The following is a 17,426-nucleotide window of genomic DNA, read 5'->3' on the forward strand; positions in this document are numbered from 1 at the left end:
GTCCGGTCCTCGGTGCGCACGTTCCGGCCGGGACACCCCCGGCAGGACGCCACCGCCGAAGGGGACACACGTGTTCAGATCTTCGCTTTCATGTCGGCCGGCCCGCGTGACCCGTACCGCCGCCGCCGTCACCGGGATCGCCCTCGCCGGGCTCCTGTTCGGTGCCCCCGCCGCCCTCGCCGCCCCCGGGACCTCGGCGGACCAGCCGCGCCCCGCACGCGTCGACCCGCAGGTCTGCGACGGCCTGGAGGCGATCCTCGCCGGTCTCCCGGTCTCCGTGCCGATCCCGGTGTGCAAGCTGGTCAACGGCTGGGACTAGGACCGTCGGTGATGCGGTTCCAGCTGCTCGGACCCCTGACCCTCGCCGACGGACCCGAAGCCGTGGTGCTCCAGCCGTCGAAGCCGACCATCCTGCTGGCCGCGCTCCTCCTTCGCGCCAACTCCGTCGTCTCCGCCGACTACCTCCAGCGGGCCGTGTGGGGCGAGGAACAGCCGGCCACCGCCAAGGCCGCGCTCCAGACCTGTGTGCTCCGGCTGCGCAGGCTCTTCGCCAAGCACGGCGTGACCGAGACGACCATCGAGGCGGTCCCCGGCGGCTACCGGATCACCGCCGAACCGCACACCCTCGACCTGCTCGGCTTCCGGGAGCAGGTGCGCCGCGCCGTCCTGCTCTCCCACGACCCGGAGTCGGAACTCCTCGCGCTGAAGGACGCCCTGGCGCTGTGGCAGGGCGCGCTGCTCGCCAACGTACGCTCCGACGTCCTGCACCGCGACGAGGTGCCGCGCCTGGCCGAGGAGCGGCTGCGCAGCGTGGAACGGGTCTGCGACCTGCTGCTGGGGCTCGGTCGCCACGGTGAGGCGCTCGTCGAACTGTGGACCGCTACGCGCGTATACCCCGGGCACGAGCGGCTCCACGAGCAGCTGATCGAGGCGCTGTACCGCACCGGGCGGCAGACCCAGGCGCTCGCCGAGTACCGCCGGATCAAGGGGTTCCTGCTGGACGAGCTGGGAGTGGACCCCTCGCCCGCCCTCCAGCAACTGGAACTCGCCATCCTGCGCGGCGAGGACCTCGGCCCCGGGGCGGGCGTGGTGGAGGGCGTGGTCGTTCCGGCCGGAGAGCCGGTGCCGGTGCCGGTGCCGGTTGCCAGGCCGGTGCCGTCGCACGAGGTGTCCGTGGTGCGCGACGGTACGCCCGCGGCCGCCAGGGTCCCCGCGGCAGCGGCGCCCCGGCCGGTGCCGGACTTCACCGGGCGGGAGGCCGAGACCGCCGCGATGACCGCCCGGCTCACCGCGTACGCCGCCGGCACCGGGGCCGACACCGACCGGCAGCCGCCCATCATCCTGGTGTCGGGGGCACCCGGCGTCGGCAAGTCGGCCCTCGCCCACCACGTCGCCCACCTGGTGCGCGACGCCTTCCCCGGCGGGCGGACGGTGGTGCCGGCGACCCGCGCGGACGGCGAGGCCCGCCCCGCCGCCGACCTCGCCGCCGAGACGTACGCGGCCCTCGGGGCGGGCACCGACGGAAGCGGTGGCGGCGGCACGGGCGGCGGGCGGGTGCTGCTCGTGCTCGACGACGTCGTCGACGCCGACCAGGTACGCCCGCTGCTGCCCGCCGTCGCCCAGGCCCGGGGCGCGGTGATCGTCACCAGCCGGATGGGGCTGGCCGGGCTCGTCGCCACGCACGGCGGCTGGGTGCACCGGCTCACGGTGTTCACCGCGGCCGAGGCGCACGCCCTGCTGGTCTCCGTCCTCGGCGCCGAACGCGTCGAGCCGGAACCGGAGGCGGCCCGCCTGCTCGCCGGGCTGTGCGGGCACTTACCGCTGGCGCTGCGCATCCTGACGGCCCGGCTGCTCACCCGCCCCGCGCTCTCGCTCGGCGACGCCGTCGACTGGCTCGGCGACGACCCGCTGGCCCGGCTCGCCCTCCCCGACTCCCCGAGCCTGTCCGTCACCGCCGTCCTCGACGGGGCGCTGGCCCGGCTCGACCCGAGGCTCGCCGAGGCGTTCCACCGGGCCGCGACCGGCACCGGGCCCTCCTTCACCGCCGACGACGTCCCCGGCACCACCGAGGCGGTCCTGGAACGGCTCGCCGACGCCGGGCTGCTGGAGGACGGCCCGCCCGGCCCGTACCGCGTCCACGAACTGCTCCGCACCCACGCACGAAGAACCGACCAGGAACGCTCCCGCCGCACAGAGAAGGTGTGACCCCCATGGCCGAGACCGCCGCCACCACCGAGCGCGCCCCCGACGCCGTGCCGACGGCCGACCCCGCCGCACCGGCCCCCGCCGCTTCGGCTTTCGACACACTGGCCGGGACCCGGCCCCGCATCCGCCGCGACGTGCTGTTCACCGAGACGCCCGGCGGGGTCCTCTTCCACAACGCCGACGGCGGTTTCCACCTGGCCGGGCGCACCGCCTACCGCTTCGCCTCCCTCGTCGTGCCCCACCTGACCGGCCACCACCGCCTCGCCGACCTCTGCGCGGGCTTCGGCCCCGCCCAGCGCGCGATGGCCGCGGAACTCGTCAAGACGCTCTACGCCCGCGACTTCGCCCGCGACGTGCCCGAACCGGCCACCGGACCGGCCCCGGTCGACGACGACGTGGCCGAGCGCTTCGCCGCCCAGATCGCCTACATCGACCACTACACCGACCGGGCGCCGGAGCGCTTCGCCCGCTTCCGCGCCACCCGGGTCGCCGTACTCGGCGACGACGAGACCGCCCGCTGGTGCGCGCTGAGCCTGCTGCGCAACGGGTGCGTGCGGATCGGCACGAGCACGGCGTTCGACGACGTCACCGCCGAGGCGGACCGGGCCTCCGCGCACGCCGCCCGGATCACCACCGGTGCCGGTGCGGGCAATGGCGACGGCGACGGTGACGGCTGGGCGGCGCTGGACGGCTACGACGTCGTCGTGGTGACCGGTGCCGGGGCCGGGCCGCGCACCCACCGGCTGCTGGCCGCCGGGGTGCCCGAGGGCCGGACCCTGATCCCCGCCTGGCGGTTCGCCGAGCGTCTGGTGGTGGGCCCGCTGTCCACCGCCGCCTCCACCGGCTGCTGGTCCTGCGCCGCGCTGCGGCTGGGCGGCAACGCGGACGCGGGCGCGGCGGCCGAGCTGTGGAGCGAGGCGGCGGGGGCGGCGGTGGCCGCCACGGACACCGTGGGCGGGCCGGTCGCCGCGATGGTGGGGAACCTGCTGGGGTACGAGATCTTCCGGCTCACCACGGGCGCGCTGCCCGCCGAGACCGACCGCCAGGTCCTGATCCAGGACCTCGACTCGCTGGACGTCGTGGCCGAACCGGTCGCCCCGCACCCCCGCTGCGCGCGCTGTGCGCGGCTGGACGCCCGGGAGCCCGCCGGCGTGCTCCCGGACGGCCTGGCCCTGCCGGTCACCGCGACCGTGGAGACCGCCCGCGACGCGGAGGAGCTGGTCGACGAACTGAACCGGATCAGCACGGCGATGGTCCGCCCGCACACCGGGATCTTCCGGAGCTGGGACGACGAGGCGCTGACCCAGACCCCGTTGAAGCTCAGCCGGGTCGAGGTGGCCCTCGGCGCCGGGCATCGGCGCCGGATCGCCGCCTTCGACGTGCACCACCTGGCGGGGGCGCGGATGCGGGCCCTGTACGCGGCGGCGAGCGCGTACGTCGCACACGTGGTGCCGGCCGCCGGGGCGGACGAGGAGGGAGCGGCGGGCCGGGTGTTCGGCCCCGACGCGCTGACCACCGGCGGCGGCACCGGTGCGGTCCCGGACACCTGGACCACCGTCGCCTCGCTGACCGGCGGGGCGGCGGCCCGGGTCCCCGCCGCGGCCGTGCGGCCCTTCGGCCCGGACAACCGGGGCGGGGCGCACCTGGCGACGGCGGCCGGTTCGGGCGCCGGGGCCGACGCACGGGAGGCGGCGGGCACCGGCCTGATGTCCGCGCTGGCCCACGACGCCCTGCTGCGGGCGGTGCGCGGCGCCACCGAGGTCCGCCCGGTCGCGGCCGACGGCGACGATCCCGAGCTGGTGTTCCTGCTGAAGTCGGCCGCCAACCTGGACCTCGCGGTCGAACTGCTGGACCTGGGCGAGCCGGCGCGCACCACCGCCCACGTGGTGCTGGCCCGTGAGGCGGAGGGCGGGAGCGCCCGGGGCCGCTGGGCGGCCGGCACGGGACTCTCGCGCCGGGCGGCGGCCTGCGCGGCGCTGCGGGACCTGCTCGGGCAGGCACAGCTGGCCGCCGAGGACCCGGACGGCCCGGTGGACACCGGGGACCCGCTGGTGCGGGACCTGGCGGCGGCGAGCATCGTGGTGGCCGGGGCACCGGTCGCGGTGGACGGGCCCGGCACCACCTTCGACGCGGTGCTGGACGCGCTGCGGGCGGCGGGCCGGGACGCCCTGTACCTGCCGACGACCCCGGCCGACCTCGCCGCGGGCGGCATCAGCACCGCCCGGGTGCTGCTCACCGTGGACGGCGCGGTGACGGACGCCGACGGTGACGGTGCCGTGGCGGACGCGGAAGGCGGAGCGTCGGGGGCAGCCGGTGTAGCGCCGGCCGCCGACGGCGGCACCGGGAAGGCGGGCGGCACCGATGCCCGTTGACACCCCGGTCCGGGAGGCCCCCGTACTGTCCCGGACCGCGCACGCCCTCGCGGCGGCGCTCCGGGAGGCGCTGGCCCGGCACGGCACCCCGCCGCCGCTGGACGTGGCCCCGCTCGGAGTGCGCGACGCCTTCGCCGATGTGCTGGAGGCGGCGGACACGTACGGCGGGCGCGGTGACGACGCCGTACCCGTGCGGTTCTACGGGCGGCACGCGGTCGTCGGCCCCTTCCCGGCGGAGGCCGGAACACCGGGCTGCGCACGGTGCCTGGAGCGGCGCTGGCAGGCGGTCCGCTCCGTAGCCCTGCGCGAGGCACTGGAACTGGGCTCCGGCACCCGGGCGGCCGGGGAGTCCCCGTATCCCGCGCCCTTCGCCGTGCACGCCCTGGCCGGGCTCGTCGCCGCCCGGCTCGCCGGGGCCGGTCCGCGCACCGGCGGCCGCCCGGCCGTCCACCTGGTGGACCTGGAGACCCTGACGGTCCGCCACTACCCGCTCGTCCCCGACCCCGAGTGCCCGCGCTGCGCCACCGGTGAACGGGACACCGCCGAGGCGGCCGAACTCGTGCTGCGCCCCGCGCCCAAGCGCCGCCCCGGCGGCTTCCGGGTCCGGGACATCGAGGCGTACGACCTGCCGGTCGAGCCCTACGCCAACCCGGTGTGCGGCTCGCTCGGCCCGTCCGTCGTCCAGGACGTCTCCTCCACCTCCACCTCCGCGACCATCGGCTGCTTCTCGATGCGCTCGGGGGAGTACCTGCGCGAGACGTTCTGGGGCGGCCACGCCGACACGTACGCCGAGTCCATGCGGATCGGGGTGCTGGAAGGGCTGGAGCGGTACGCGGGCATGCGCTCCCGGGCCAAGAGGGCCGGCACGACCGACTCGCTGAACGCCCTGCGGGCCCGCGGCGAGCACGCGCTCGACCCCCGGGTCTGCGGGCTGTACTCGGACGCCTTCCACCGGGCCAACCCCCGCGTCGTCCCCTTCGCCCCGGACCGGCCGATCCCCTGGGTCCAGGGCTGGTCGCTGCGCGACGGGCGCGCGGTCCTGGTGCCGGAGATCCTGGCGTACTACCACGCCCCCGGGCTGGAGAACCGGTTCGTCCAGGAGAGTTCCAACGGCTGCGCCTCCGGCGGCTGCCTGGAGGAGGCCGTCTACTTCGGGCTGATGGAGGTCGTCGAGCGCGACGCCTTCCTGCTCGCCTGGTACGGGCGGGCCGCGCTGCCGGAGATCGACCCGGCCACCAGCCGCCGCCCCGCCACCCGGCAGATGATCGACCGGCTGGAGATGTACGGCTACGAGGCCCGTTTCTTCGACACCCGGATCACCTTCCCGGTCCCGGTCGTCACCGGGGTCGCGGTCCGCCGCGACGGCGGGACGGGCCTGATGTGCTTCGGCGCCGGGGCCGGGCTCGACCCGGAGGCGGCGCTCGCCGGGGCGCTCTGCGAGATCGCCACCGACGCCGTCAACCTGCCCCACCGCACCGAACGCGACCGGGACCGGCTGAGCGCCATGGCCGCCGACTTCGACCGGGTCGAGGCACTCCACGACCACCCGCTGGTCTACGGACTGCCCGGGATGGGCCACCACGCCGACTTCCTGCTCGGCGCCCCCGGCGCTCCCCGCCCGCCGAAGCGCTCCTTCGCCGAGCTGTACGGGAACGGGTCGGCGCTGCCGGTCTCCGACGACCTGCGCACGGACCTGAACCGGTGCGTGGACGCCGTCACCGCTGCCGGATTCGACGTGATCGTCGTCGACCAGACCATGCCCGAACAGCGCGGACTCGGCCTGACCACGGTCAGCGTCCTGGTGCCGGGGCTGCTGCCGATCGACTTCGGCTGGAGCCGGCAGCGCGCCCTCGGCATGGACCGGCTGCGCACCGCGCTGCGCGCCGCCGGACTGCGCGAGGACGACCTGACCGACGCCGACCTCAACCCCGCCCCGCACCCCTTCCCGTGACCGAGGAGCCCGCCATGGGGTACGCCCATGACTACGCCGACGCGATCCTGCATCGCGGCCGCATCCCGATGGACCCCGCCGACTTCGTGCCGAACTGGTCGGACGGGCCCCGCAAGACCAAGTTCTACCCCGGCACCGACAGCCTCCCGCTGCCCGACTGCGGCTACCCGGCCGGCGCGGACCTCGACCGGGGACTCGCCCAGGACGCGGGCGAGGGCGGCGCGTTCGACCTCCCGCTGCTGTCCGGGATGCTCCGCGACTCCTACGGGCTGACCGGCCGCCGCCTCGGCGTCCAGGCCAACACCGACCTGAGCGCCCTGCCGTCCTACCCGTTCGCCAACTGGTCCCGGGGCACCGCCTCCGGCGGCGGCCTCTACCCCGTCGCCGTGCACTGGGTCTCCGGGCCGAGCGCCCCCGTACCGCCCGGGGTGCACCACTACTCCGTCCGGCACCACGCCATGCGCCGCCTGCTCACCGGTGACCTGACCGGCGAGGTGCGGGCGGCGCTCGGCGACGGGGCGCCCGGCCCGGACACCGACCAGTACCTCGTCCTGTCCATCAAGTACTGGCAGAACGCCTTCAAGTACAACAACTTCTCCTTCCACGCCGTGACCATGGACCTCGGCGCCTGCGTGCAGACCTGGCGGATGTGGGCCGGGGCGCGCGGGCTGTCCGTCGAGCCCGCGCTCTGGTTCGACGAGGAACGGCTCGGCCGGCTGCTCGGCGTCGACACGGCCGAGGAGGGCGTCTTCGCCGTCGTCCCGCTCAAGTGGACCGGCACCACCACGCCGGGCGCCCCGGCCCCCGCCGCGCCGGTCGCCGTGCGCCACCGCGACCGGGAACGCTCGCGCACCGTCCTCGCCTTCGACGCGCTGCGCCGGATGCAGGCCGTCACCGCCGCCAGGGCCACCGCCCGCCCCGCCCCCGGCGCCCTCGCCCCGGCCGCCGCGCACCCCGCCGTACCGGACCGGCCCGAAACCCCGCTGCCGCCCTGCCCGCGGCTCACCACCGACGTACGCACCGCGCTGCGCGAACGGCGCAGCAGCTTCGGCCGGTTCGACGCCCAGCACCCCATGACCGCCGCGCAGCTGGCGTCCTGCCTGGCGGCCTCGGTGGCCGGTTCGACGATCGGCGGGGACACCGGCGGGCAGCGGCTCGCGAAGCTCTACGCCTTCGTCGGACACGTCGCGGGGATCGAGCCGGGGGCGTACGAGTACGACCCCGAGGCGCACAGCCTGCGCCTGGTGAAGGCGGGCGCGCCGGGCGCCTTCCTCCAGAAGAACTACTTCCTGTCCAACTACAACCTGGAGCAGGCCGCCGCCGTCCTGGTGCCGACCGTCCGCACCGACGCCGTCCTCGACGCCGTCGGGGACCGCGGCTACCGCCTGGTCAACGCCACCGTCGGCGCGATCGCCCAGACCACCTACACCACCGCCGCCGCCCTCGGCGTCGGCTGCGGTGTCGCGCTCGGCTTCGACAACATCTCGTACATCGAGGAACTCGGCCTCGACGGCACCGGCGAGGCCCCGCTGCTGATCATGATGATCGGCAACGAGCGGCCCGCCCCGGCCGACTTCCGGTACGAGATCGCCTGAAGCCCCGTGCGCACGACGACACCACCGGAACGAGAAGGGGAGACCCCGTCATGACGCCGGACCACCCGGCCACCGCCGCTCCCGCGGCCGTCACCCGCCCCCGCTTCATGCTGCGGGTCGCCGGGCTGCCGCTCGACACCGTGCGGGGCCTGCGCTGCCCGGACAGCCGCCGCTGGGCCGACGACGTCCTGCACGCCACCGAACAGGTCCGCGCGGACGGCGAACGCCTCGCCGACCTGATCCACGACCTGGTCGGCGGCAGCGAGGACGAGACACTGCGCCGCACCCTGCTCGCGCTGCGCCGCGACATCTTCAACAACCGGCTGCCCCGCCCCACGGCCACCGACCGCGCCCTGCACCTGATGCACGGCCTCGGCACGGCGGCCGGCACGGAGACCGGCGAGGCGCTGACCGCCTGGCTCGACGGACGCCGCCACCTGGAGGAGCAGCGGGCGGCGGGCGCCGGCCTGCTCGCCGGGGAGACCGCCCGCGCCCGCGCCAGGCTGCGCGCCCTGGCGGGGGAGGAGCGGCTGCGCCGGGCGCTGCTGCTCGCCTCCCCGGCCCTGGACGCCCAGCTCGACACGTACATCCGCTCCGACGCCGCCGCCGCGCCGGACAAGAAGCAGCGCAAGATCGAGCGCTCACTGCTCTCGTACCTGTACCGCACGGCCTGCAAGACCAGCCCGTTCTCGACCTTCACCGGGGTCGCCCTCGGCACGTTCTCCGATGGTGGCCAGGAGGACCTGCGGGCCCGGGTCGAGGACACCTGGGACGGGCGGATCAGGCTGAACGTCGCCGCGATCGGCCGGCTCACCGAGGCCCTGGTCGCCGACCCGGTGCGCCGGGCCGATCTGCCGGTCGCCCCCGCCTCGGGCTGGGGCCGTGACGACGACCGGGTCCGCTACGTGCGCCGCTGGGTCACCCAGGGCGACGAGGACACCGCCGTCACCTTCGACGCGGTGAAGGACCGGCTGTTCTTCCTGCGCCGCAGCGGCACCCTGGAACGCCTCCTCGGCCTCTTCGAGGAACGCGGCACCCTGCGGTACGGGGAGCTGGCCGACTGGCTCGCGACCGACCGGGGCGCGGAACCCGAGGAGTGTGCCCACTACCTCCGGGCGCTGCTGGACATCGGCATGGTGCAGGTGCCGTGCCTGCGCACCGAGGTCCACGACACCGACCCGCTGGGCGCCCTCCAGGACGCGCTGCGCGGCCTCGGCCGCCCCTGGGCCGACGGGCTCGCCGGCCGCCTCACCGCCCCGGCGGCCGGCATCGAGCGGTTCGCCGTCGCCGGACCGGCCGAACGGCGCCTGCTGCTGGGCGAGTTGCGGACCGCGCTGCGCACCCTCCAGGAGGAGGAGCTGGGCACCGACGCCCGCGTCCCGCAGACCCTGCTCTACGAGGACGTGGCCGCCGGGCGCGACACCGAACTCTCCGCCACGGCCTGGGAACGACTCGCCGCCGCACCGCTCGGGGCGGTGGAGCGGATCCTGCCCGCCTTCGACCTGACCCTGCCGCAGCGCGTCACGTTCAAGGGCTTCTTCCTCGCCCGGTACGGGCAGGGCGGCCGCTGCGACGACCTGCTGAAACTGGTCCACGACTTCCACGAGGACTTCTTCGACCAGTACATGTCGTTCACCGCCAAGCGCACCGCCTTCGACGCCGACGGCGACTACGTCCCCGAGGAGAACTGGCTGGGGCTGCCGCAGCTCAAGGCCCTCGACACCGCCCGGCAGACCTTCGTCGAGCGGATGCGCGCCCTGTGGGCGGCCTGGGAGGCCGACCCGGGCCGGGTCGGCGAGATCCAGGTCGACGGCGAGCTGCTGGACGAGGTCGCCGGTGAACTGGCCACCCTGCGTGGCGAGTTCACCCCGCTCGCGCACCATGTGCAGATAGCCGACCGGCCCGGCGACCCGCTCGTCGTGCTCAACCGCTCCTACGGCGGGGTGTCCTTCCCGTTCAGCAGGTTCACCCACCTCTTCGACGGCCTGGCCGAACAGCTCCTCGCCGCCACCGCCGACCTGCTGCCCGACGACGCCGTCCTCGCCGAGGTCACCGGCGGCCCCGTCACCAGCAACCTCAACCTGCACGGCCGGCTCACCGCGTACGAGATCGTCTGCCCGGGCGAGCGCGGCACCCTGCCCGAGGAGAACCGCATCCACCTGGACGACCTCCACCTCGTCCACGACCGCGACGCGGACCGGCTGGTGCTGCGTTCGGCCCGGCTCGGCAAGGAGGTCGTGCCGGTCTACCTCGGCTACCTCGTGCCGCTCGCGCTGCCCGAGCTGCCCCGCACCCTGCTGCTGCTCTCGCCGACCTCGATGTCCCCGCTGAACGTGTGGGGCGGGGTCCCCGAGGGCGTGGCCGCCGCCGGGGTCACCACCCGGCCACGGGTCCGGCACGGGAGCGTGGTGCTCGCCCGGCGCAGCTGGAGCGCGCCCGCCGCCGTGCTGCCGCTGCGGGGGCCGGGGGCCGGGGACGACGACTGGTTCCTGGGCTGGCAGGCGTTCCGCCGGACCCACGGGCTGCCGGACCGGGTCTTCGCGACGATCTCCGACAGCGGGGCGCGCGGCGCGACCGGCGCCAAACCCTCGTACCTCGACTTCGACAGCACGCTCTCGCTGGCCGCGTTCGAGGCCCTGATCAAGACGGCCGGGGCGCGCGTCGTGTTCCGGGAGATGCTCCCCGACGAGAACGGCCTGCACACCGTCTCCGGCCGGGGCCACCACGTCGCCGAACTCGCGGTCGAGACCGCCACGCCCGTCGCTTCCATAGAGACCCACGCTCCCGCCTCCGCCGAAAGGACCGATCCGTCATGAGCACGGCACCACCGCCCGCACCGGCCGCCGCCACGGCCGCCGGGGCCTGGCAGGCCACGCACATCTTCTACGCCGCCAACCCCCGCCCCATGCTGACCCAGTGCGTGCGCCCGCTGATCGAGGAGCTGGAGGCGGACGGCCTGATCGACGGCTACTTCTTCATCAACTACTGGCTGGAGGGACCGCACGTACGGCTGCGGATCAGACCCGCCACCCCCGCCGCCGAGGCCGAGGTCCGGCGCCGCACCGAGGCGGCGATCGACGCCTTCCTCACCGAACGCCCCGCCCTGTACGAGGTGGACTCCGGCTTCCTCAACGACTTCTACAACACCCTCTTCGACATCGAGTTCCCCGGCGCCGAACGCGGCCACTACACCGACGACCAGGGCCGGATGCGGCTGCGCCCCAACAACTCGCGCAGCGCCGAACCGTACGAGCCGGAGTACGGCAAGTACGGCGGGCCGGCCGGGATCGAGCTGGCCGAATGGCACTTCCGGCACTCCAGCGACCTGGTCATCGACGCGTTCCGGACGAAGAACCTGCACCTGCGGACCGTGCTGCTCGGCACCTCCGCGCAACTGATGATTGTGATGTCGGCGGCGTTCCTCCCCGACCGCGCCGACCTCGCCGACTACCTCGACAGCTACTACGAGTTCTGGCACAAGGCGTTCCCGGGCACCGGTTTCATCGGCAGCGAGGAGTACGACCGCAACTACGCCGCCATGGCACCCGGACTGGCCGCCCGCTTCGCCCGCGTCCGCGCCGCCACGGCGGCCGGGGCGGCCGGGGAGCCCGGGGCGGGCGCGGGCGACGGGGAGGCGGCGCGGCTGCCCGGCTTCCTCGCCGGCTGGGCCGAGCACTGCGCCGAGCTGCGGGAACGCGCGGTCGAGCTGAGCCGCAACGGCGACCTGGTGTTCCGTTCCTGGGACGGGGAGCGCGACGAACTCGTCACCGACCCGGCCGTCTCGCTGCCGCTGCTCCTCTCCCCGTACATGCACATGACCAACAACCGGCTGCATGTGACGATCCGGGACGAGGCGTACCTCTCGCACGTCCTCGGCCGGGCGCTGCGGGAGCCGGGATGAGCACCACCCCGCCCGGACCCGCCCCGGGCCTCGCCGAGTACCGGCCCGAGCTGGGTGCCCATGTCCTGCTGAGCGACGCCCTGCTCCAGGGCGCGGCGACGGTCCACCTGATCAAGGACACCGCCGTCGGCGGCTCCTTCAAGGTCGGCCCCAAGGAACACTTCCTGATCGCCCGGATGGACGGCAGCCGCACCCTCGCCGAGATCGGCGAGGAGTACGCGCGGGAGTACGGGCGCAGGCTGGACGGTGCCCGCTGGCAGCAGATCCTGCGGATGCTCGGTACGCGCGGACTGCTCGCGGGGGCGCCCGCCCCCGCCCCGGCTTCCGCTTCCGCTTCCGCTCCGGAGGTTCCCGCGGAGCCGGAGCGCGGGCTGCTGCGGGGCAGCATCCGCCTGGTCGCCGACGCCGACGCCACCACCGACCGGCTGCACCGGGTGGCCGGCTTCCTGCTGGCGCCCGGCTGGATGGTGCCGCTGCTGGCCCTGGTGCTGGCCATGGAGGTGCTGGTCGCCGTCCGGATCGGCGAACTCCTCGATGTCACAAGGGAGTTGTTCACCAATCCGGTGCTCCTCGTGGGTGCCGCCACGCTCCTCTGGTTCAGCACCGCATTGCACGAGCTCGCCCACGGGGTGGTCGCCCGGCATCACGGCGGCACCGTGGCCGAAATCGGACTGCGGTGGCGGCTGCCCGTGATCATCATGTACTGCACCGTCGACAACTACCTGTATCTCGGCACCCGTTGGCAACGCATCCAGACAGCGGTGGCCGGTGCGGTGATGAACCTGCTGTTCCTGCTCCCGTTCTGCGCGCTGTGGCTGTTCGCCCCCCTGGACCCCGCCACGCACGGCGCGCTCGGCGCGCTGCTGCTCCTGGGCAGCGTGCAGGCGCTGGCCATGCTCGTACCGTTTCCGCCGCTGGACGGCTACCGGATCGCGAGCCAGCTGTGCGGGGCCACCGAACTGGCCGCCTCGACCCTCGCCTACCTGCGGCTGGCCGCCCGCCGCGACCCGGCGGCGGCCGACTACCCGGGCCCGGCCAGGGCCGCGTACCGCGCCTACGGGCTCGGCGCGGTGCTGGCGCTCGCCGCCATCGCCGCCGCGGTCGTGGCCGCCGCCCGCCACCTGATCACCACCTGACCCCGCCGCCGCCCGGCCCGCCGCCGCGCCCTCCGCCCCCGCACCCCGCACCTCGCAAGGAGAGTTCCATGACCCCCACCGCCCCCTCCGCCTCCCCGGGCGACCAGGCAGAGCCGGACGGCGACCGCTCCGCCCCCGCCGCCGTCGTCCTCGACGCCGTACGCAAGACGTACGGCGAGCGGCACGCCGTCGACGGGGTGTCGTTCACCGTGCGGCGCGGCGAGTTCTTCGGACTGCTCGGACCCAACGGCGCCGGGAAGACCACCCTCGTCGAGATCATGGAGGGCCAGCGCAAGGCCGACTCCGGCACCGTGACCGTCCTCGGCACCAGCCCCTGGCCGCGCGACCCGAAGCTGCTGCCCCGGCTCGGCGTGCAGACCCAGACCTCCGCGTTCTTCGTCCGCCTCACCGCCCGCGAGCACCTGCGCACCATGGCCGCGCTCTACCGGACGGACCACGCGGCGGCGGACCGGGCGCTGGCCTCCGTCGGCCTCACCGAACAGGGCGAGGTGCGGGTGGACGACCTCTCCGGCGGCCAGCGCCAGCGCCTGGCCATCGCCTCCGCCCTCGTCCACGAACCCGAACTGATCTTCCTGGACGAGCCCACCGCCGCCCTCGACCCGCAGGCCAGGCGCGCGCTCTGGCAGGTGCTGCGCGAACTCAAGGGCGCCGGCCGCACCATCATCTACACCACCCACCACCTCGACGAGGCCGAGGCGCTCTGCGACCGCGTCGCCATCATGGTCGAGGGCTCCGTCGTCGCCCTGGACAGCCCCGCCCACCTCATCGCCGCCGCCGCGCCCACCACCCGGCTCGTCGTCCCCGACGACCGGATCACCCCGGCGCAGGCACGGGCCATCGAGGGCGTGGACGCCGTCACCGAGGAGCCCGGCGCCCTCGTGCTGGAGACCCTCGAATCCGGCAAGGTCCTCGCGGCGATCGACGCCCTGGCCGGCCTCAGGGGCGTACAGACGCGCACCGCCGGCCTGGAGGACGTCTACCTGGCGCTCACCGGTACCCCGGACGCCACCTGACCCCCCACCGATGTTCTCGGCACAAGCGATACGGAGACCCCCGATGAGCGCATACGCGGCGCTGAGCCAGGCCGGATACCGGGCCTACACGCGCGACAAGACCACCCTCTTCTTCACCTTCGCCTTCCCGCTCATCTTCCTCGTCGTCTTCGGCCTGATCTTCCACGGGCAGACCGTCGAGGAGAGCGGACGGCCCTACATCAACTACATCGCCCCCGGCGTCCTGTCCTGGGGCGTAGGCAACGCCGCCGTGTTCGGCGTCGGCTTCGTCCTCATGCAGTGGCGGCGCGACGACATCCTGCGCCTCATCCGGATGACCCCGACCCCGGTCTCCGCCGTCCTCGCCTCCCGGTACGTCCTGGCGCTCGCCATCGGCGCCGTCCAGTCCGTGCTCTTCGTGGCCGTCGCCATGCTGCCCGCCTTCGGGCTGGAGGTGGACGGGCGCTGGCCGCTCGCGCTGCCCGTCCTGGTGCTCGGCGTCACCGCGTTCCTCGCCCTGGGCGTCATCGTCGGCAGCTACGCGAAGACGCCGGAGGCCGTCGCCGCCGTGGCCAACTGCCTGATGATCCCGATGGCGTTCCTGTCCGGCTCGTTCTTCCCGCTGGACGCGATGCCGGGCTGGATGCAGAGCCTCTCCCGGGTGCTTCCGCTGCGCTACCTCAACGACGGGATCTCCGGCTCCCTCACCGGCAACGGCACCCCCGGCGACATCGGGACCGCCTGCGTGGTGCTCGCCGGATTCGCCGTCGTCCTCGGCACGATCGCGATGAAGACCTTCCGCTGGAGCGACAAGTCATGACGACGGCCCCCGCCGCACCGGCGGCCCCGGCCGTACCCGCGCCGCCGGTCCGGGGCGAGACCCCGCTGGAGGAGGCCCGTACCGCCCTCCACGCCGAACTCGCCCGCCGGCACCGCGCCCTGCCCGACCCGGCCGCCCTGCCGGTCCCCCTCGTCGTACCGCTCGGCGCCGCCGACACCCTCGGCCACGGCGCCCCCGACCCGTACGCGGACCTCCGCCCGGCCGCCAACGTCCAGCTCACCTCCCGCGCCGTCCTGATCGGCCCCTGGGGCGGCGGGCCCGACGCCACCGCCTGCGGCCAGTGCCTCGCCATGCGCTGGCAGCGGCTGCGCAGCCGCTCCGAACGCGAGGCCCTGGAGCTCGGCCGGCCGCCCAACGGCGCCGCCCACTGGCCGGTCCTCACCGCCTACGCCGCCGACGCCGTCTGGTCCCTGTACCGGGCGGCCCTCGGCGGCACCGCCCACGGCCTGCCCGACGCCGCCCCCGCCGACCGCGCCCTGCCCCGGGTCAGCCGTATCGACCTGGTCACCCTCGCCACCGCGACCTTCCCGCTCCTGCCCGAACCGCTCTGCCCCTCCTGCGTCCAGGAGGTCCCCGACACCGCCGAAGCCGCCCGCATGCACCTCGGCCCGGCCCCGAAACCCGACCCCGACGGCTACCGACTGCGGCCGCTGTCCTCGTACCCGCTGCCGACCGGCGCGCTCGTCAACCCGGTCTGCGGCACCCTCGGTTCGGACCTCTGGATCAACCCCACGTCCACCACCACCGCCCCCGCCGCCGGAACCCACTTCGTCCGCGGCTACGCCGGCCTCAACGACGTCACCTTCAGCGGCCAGGCCAACAGCTACGGCACCAGCCGCCTCCTCGCCCACCTGGAGGGCCTGGAACGCTACGCGGGCACCACCCGCAGGCGCGGCACCTCACCCGTCGTGGACAGCTACCACCGCCTCGCCGACCACGCCGTGAACCCCGCCGACTGCGGCCTCTACGCCCCCGAGACCTACGCGAACGACCCGATGGTCTCCCCCTTCGACCCCGACCGCCCCATCCCCTGGGTGTGGGGCCACTCCCTGCGCGACGACCGGCCGGTCCTGGTGCCCGCCCGGCTCGCCCACTACAGCGCCGGGGTCGAGGCCGACAACTTCGTCTTCGAATGCTCCAACGGCTGCGCCACCGGCGGCAGCCTGGAGGAGGCGATCCTCTACGGACTGCTGGAGATCGTCGAACGGGACGCCTTCCTGCTGGCCTGGCACGGCCGGACCCCGCTCACCGCGATCGACCTCACCACCTGCCGCTCCCCGGCCGTCCGCTCCATGATCGGCCGGGCCGGACTGCACGGCTACGACGTCCACGCCTTCGACACCCGGATGGACCTGGGCGTACCCGTCGTCACCGCCCTCGCGGTACGCCGGGACGGCGGGTACGGCACCCTGTCGTTCGCCGCCGCCGCCGGGTTCGACCCGGAGGAAACCGTCGAGTCCGCGCTCTCCGAGGTCCTCACCTACATCCCGCACCTGCCGTACCAGGTCGCCGAACGGCACGCCGAACTCACCGCCATGGCCGCCGACTTCGGCCGGGTGCGCCAGCTCAAGGACCACGCCCAGCTGTACGGGCTGCCCGAGATGGCGCACCACGCCCGGGAGTACCTGGAACCCGTCGACGTACGCCCGCTGGCCGACACGTTCGCCGACTGGCAGCCCCACCGCCCGCGCACCGGGGACCTGCTGGACGACCTGAACCTGCTGCGCGACCGGCTCGCCGCCGCCGGGCACGACGTCGTCGCCGTCGACCAGACCACCCCCGAGCAGCGCCGCATGGGTCTGCACACGGTCGCCACCGTCGTCCCCGGACTGCTGCCGCTGGACTTCGGCTGGACCCGCCAGCGCGTCCTGCTGATGCCCCGGCTGCGCACCGCGCTGCGGGCCGCCGGCCGGCGCGAGGACGACCTGCCGGAGTCCGCGGTCAAGCGGGTCCCGCACCCCTTCCCGTGAGCCCCGCGGGAAAAGCGACACGGGCCCTCCCCGTGCTCCACGGCACGGAGAGGGCCCGCGGCCCCGCGTACGACGACCGGTGGACCGGTCAGGCGCAGCAGGAGGTGGTGCTGGTGGTGCTGGAGCAGGTCGAGGTCGAGGAGCAGGACGTCGAACCGGCGAGCACGACCTCGGCGGCGTCCGAGTAGTCCGAGATCTCGAAGGTCTCCGACTCCAGCTCCAGGATCTCGTCGGCGAGGGCGGCGAGCTCGGTCTTGGGGGCCATGGTGTTCTCCCTTGGTTCCCGGGGACGGACCGGCCGTTCCGGCGCCGTTCCCCTGCGTCGAGGCCCATTCCAGCGGCGGCCGCTGTCGGATCGGCAGCGGTTTCACTGTCAGACCGCTGACACCCCCTGTCAGCGAAACGCCGCACTACTGAAGCCGGGACGGCGCACGCTGATGCG

Annotated in this window: 12 protein-coding genes; 11 read left to right on the top strand and 1 reads right to left on the bottom strand. The window is 74.8% G+C overall.

Translation table 11 applies throughout. From position 1 onward, the window contains the following. Window positions 1-106: 106 nt before the first annotated feature. The 11 genes from ACFCV8_RS15815 to ACFCV8_RS15865 all read left to right on the top strand — a co-directional run bounded on the left by ACFCV8_RS15815 (window position 107) and on the right by ACFCV8_RS15865 (window position 16,984). Window positions 107-319 carry a hypothetical protein gene (locus ACFCV8_RS15815; RefSeq protein WP_376685913.1) on the top strand — a complete coding sequence of 71 codons (213 nt, stop codon included), beginning with the start codon at window positions 107-109 and terminating at the stop codon, window positions 317-319. An 11-nt stretch (window positions 320-330) separates the two neighbouring features. Further along, window positions 331-2,205, top strand: a complete 1,875-nt coding sequence (locus ACFCV8_RS15820; RefSeq protein WP_376685914.1) for a BTAD domain-containing putative transcriptional regulator — start codon at window positions 331-333, stop codon at window positions 2,203-2,205. Between the two features lie 5 nt (window positions 2,206-2,210). Beyond that, window positions 2,211-4,577, top strand: a complete 2,367-nt coding sequence (locus ACFCV8_RS15825) for a TOMM precursor leader peptide-binding protein (protein ID WP_376685915.1) — start codon at window positions 2,211-2,213, stop codon at window positions 4,575-4,577. After that, the gene (locus ACFCV8_RS15830) at window positions 4,567-6,528 is read left to right on the top strand and encodes a TOMM precursor leader peptide-binding protein (RefSeq protein WP_376685916.1); all 1,962 of its coding nucleotides are present in this window, start codon (window positions 4,567-4,569) and stop codon (window positions 6,526-6,528) included. Before ACFCV8_RS15825 ends, ACFCV8_RS15830 begins: the two co-directional genes overlap by 11 nt. A 14-nt stretch (window positions 6,529-6,542) precedes the next feature. Beyond that, complete coding sequence (locus ACFCV8_RS15835) at window positions 6,543-8,123, top strand: nitroreductase family protein (RefSeq protein ID WP_376685917.1); 1,581 nt, start codon at window positions 6,543-6,545, stop codon at window positions 8,121-8,123. A gap of 50 nt (window positions 8,124-8,173) precedes the next feature. Next, window positions 8,174-10,939 (top strand): lantibiotic dehydratase, encoded by a 2,766-nt coding sequence (locus ACFCV8_RS15840; protein ID WP_376685918.1) that lies wholly within the window; start codon window positions 8,174-8,176, stop codon window positions 10,937-10,939. Further along, window positions 10,936-12,024 carry a lantibiotic dehydratase C-terminal domain-containing protein gene (locus tag ACFCV8_RS15845; protein ID WP_376685919.1) on the top strand — a complete coding sequence of 363 codons (1,089 nt, stop codon included), beginning with the start codon at window positions 10,936-10,938 and terminating at the stop codon, window positions 12,022-12,024. Before ACFCV8_RS15840 ends, ACFCV8_RS15845 begins: the two co-directional genes overlap by 4 nt. Continuing rightward, on the top strand, window positions 12,021-13,160 hold the full coding sequence (locus ACFCV8_RS15850) for a M50 family metallopeptidase (protein ID WP_376685920.1): 1,140 nt from the start codon (window positions 12,021-12,023) through the stop codon (window positions 13,158-13,160). Before ACFCV8_RS15845 ends, ACFCV8_RS15850 begins: the two co-directional genes overlap by 4 nt. Window positions 13,161-13,228: 68 nt before the next feature. After that, a complete protein-coding gene (locus ACFCV8_RS15855) occupies window positions 13,229-14,194 on the top strand; it encodes an ABC transporter ATP-binding protein (protein WP_376685921.1) in 966 nt (321 codons plus the stop codon). Between the two features lie 43 nt (window positions 14,195-14,237). Next, complete coding sequence (locus tag ACFCV8_RS15860; RefSeq protein WP_376685922.1) at window positions 14,238-14,993, top strand: ABC transporter permease; 756 nt, start codon at window positions 14,238-14,240, stop codon at window positions 14,991-14,993. Continuing rightward, window positions 14,990-16,984 (top strand): TOMM precursor leader peptide-binding protein, encoded by a 1,995-nt coding sequence (locus ACFCV8_RS15865; protein ID WP_376685923.1) that lies wholly within the window; start codon window positions 14,990-14,992, stop codon window positions 16,982-16,984. The genes ACFCV8_RS15860 and ACFCV8_RS15865 overlap by 4 nt, the downstream gene beginning before the upstream one ends. Window positions 16,985-17,072: 88 nt before the next feature. Here the strand turns inward: ACFCV8_RS15865 and ACFCV8_RS15870 are convergent, their stop codons facing one another. After that, on the bottom strand, window positions 17,073-17,249 hold the full coding sequence (locus ACFCV8_RS15870) for a thiazolylpeptide-type bacteriocin (protein ID WP_352276917.1): 177 nt from the start codon (window positions 17,247-17,249) through the stop codon (window positions 17,073-17,075). Window positions 17,250-17,426: the final 177 nt, after the last annotated feature.

Origin of the sequence: Streptomyces sp. NPDC056347, from assembly GCF_042262625.1 — a bacterium.
Lineage (GTDB): Bacteria > Actinomycetota > Actinomycetes > Streptomycetales > Streptomycetaceae > Streptomyces.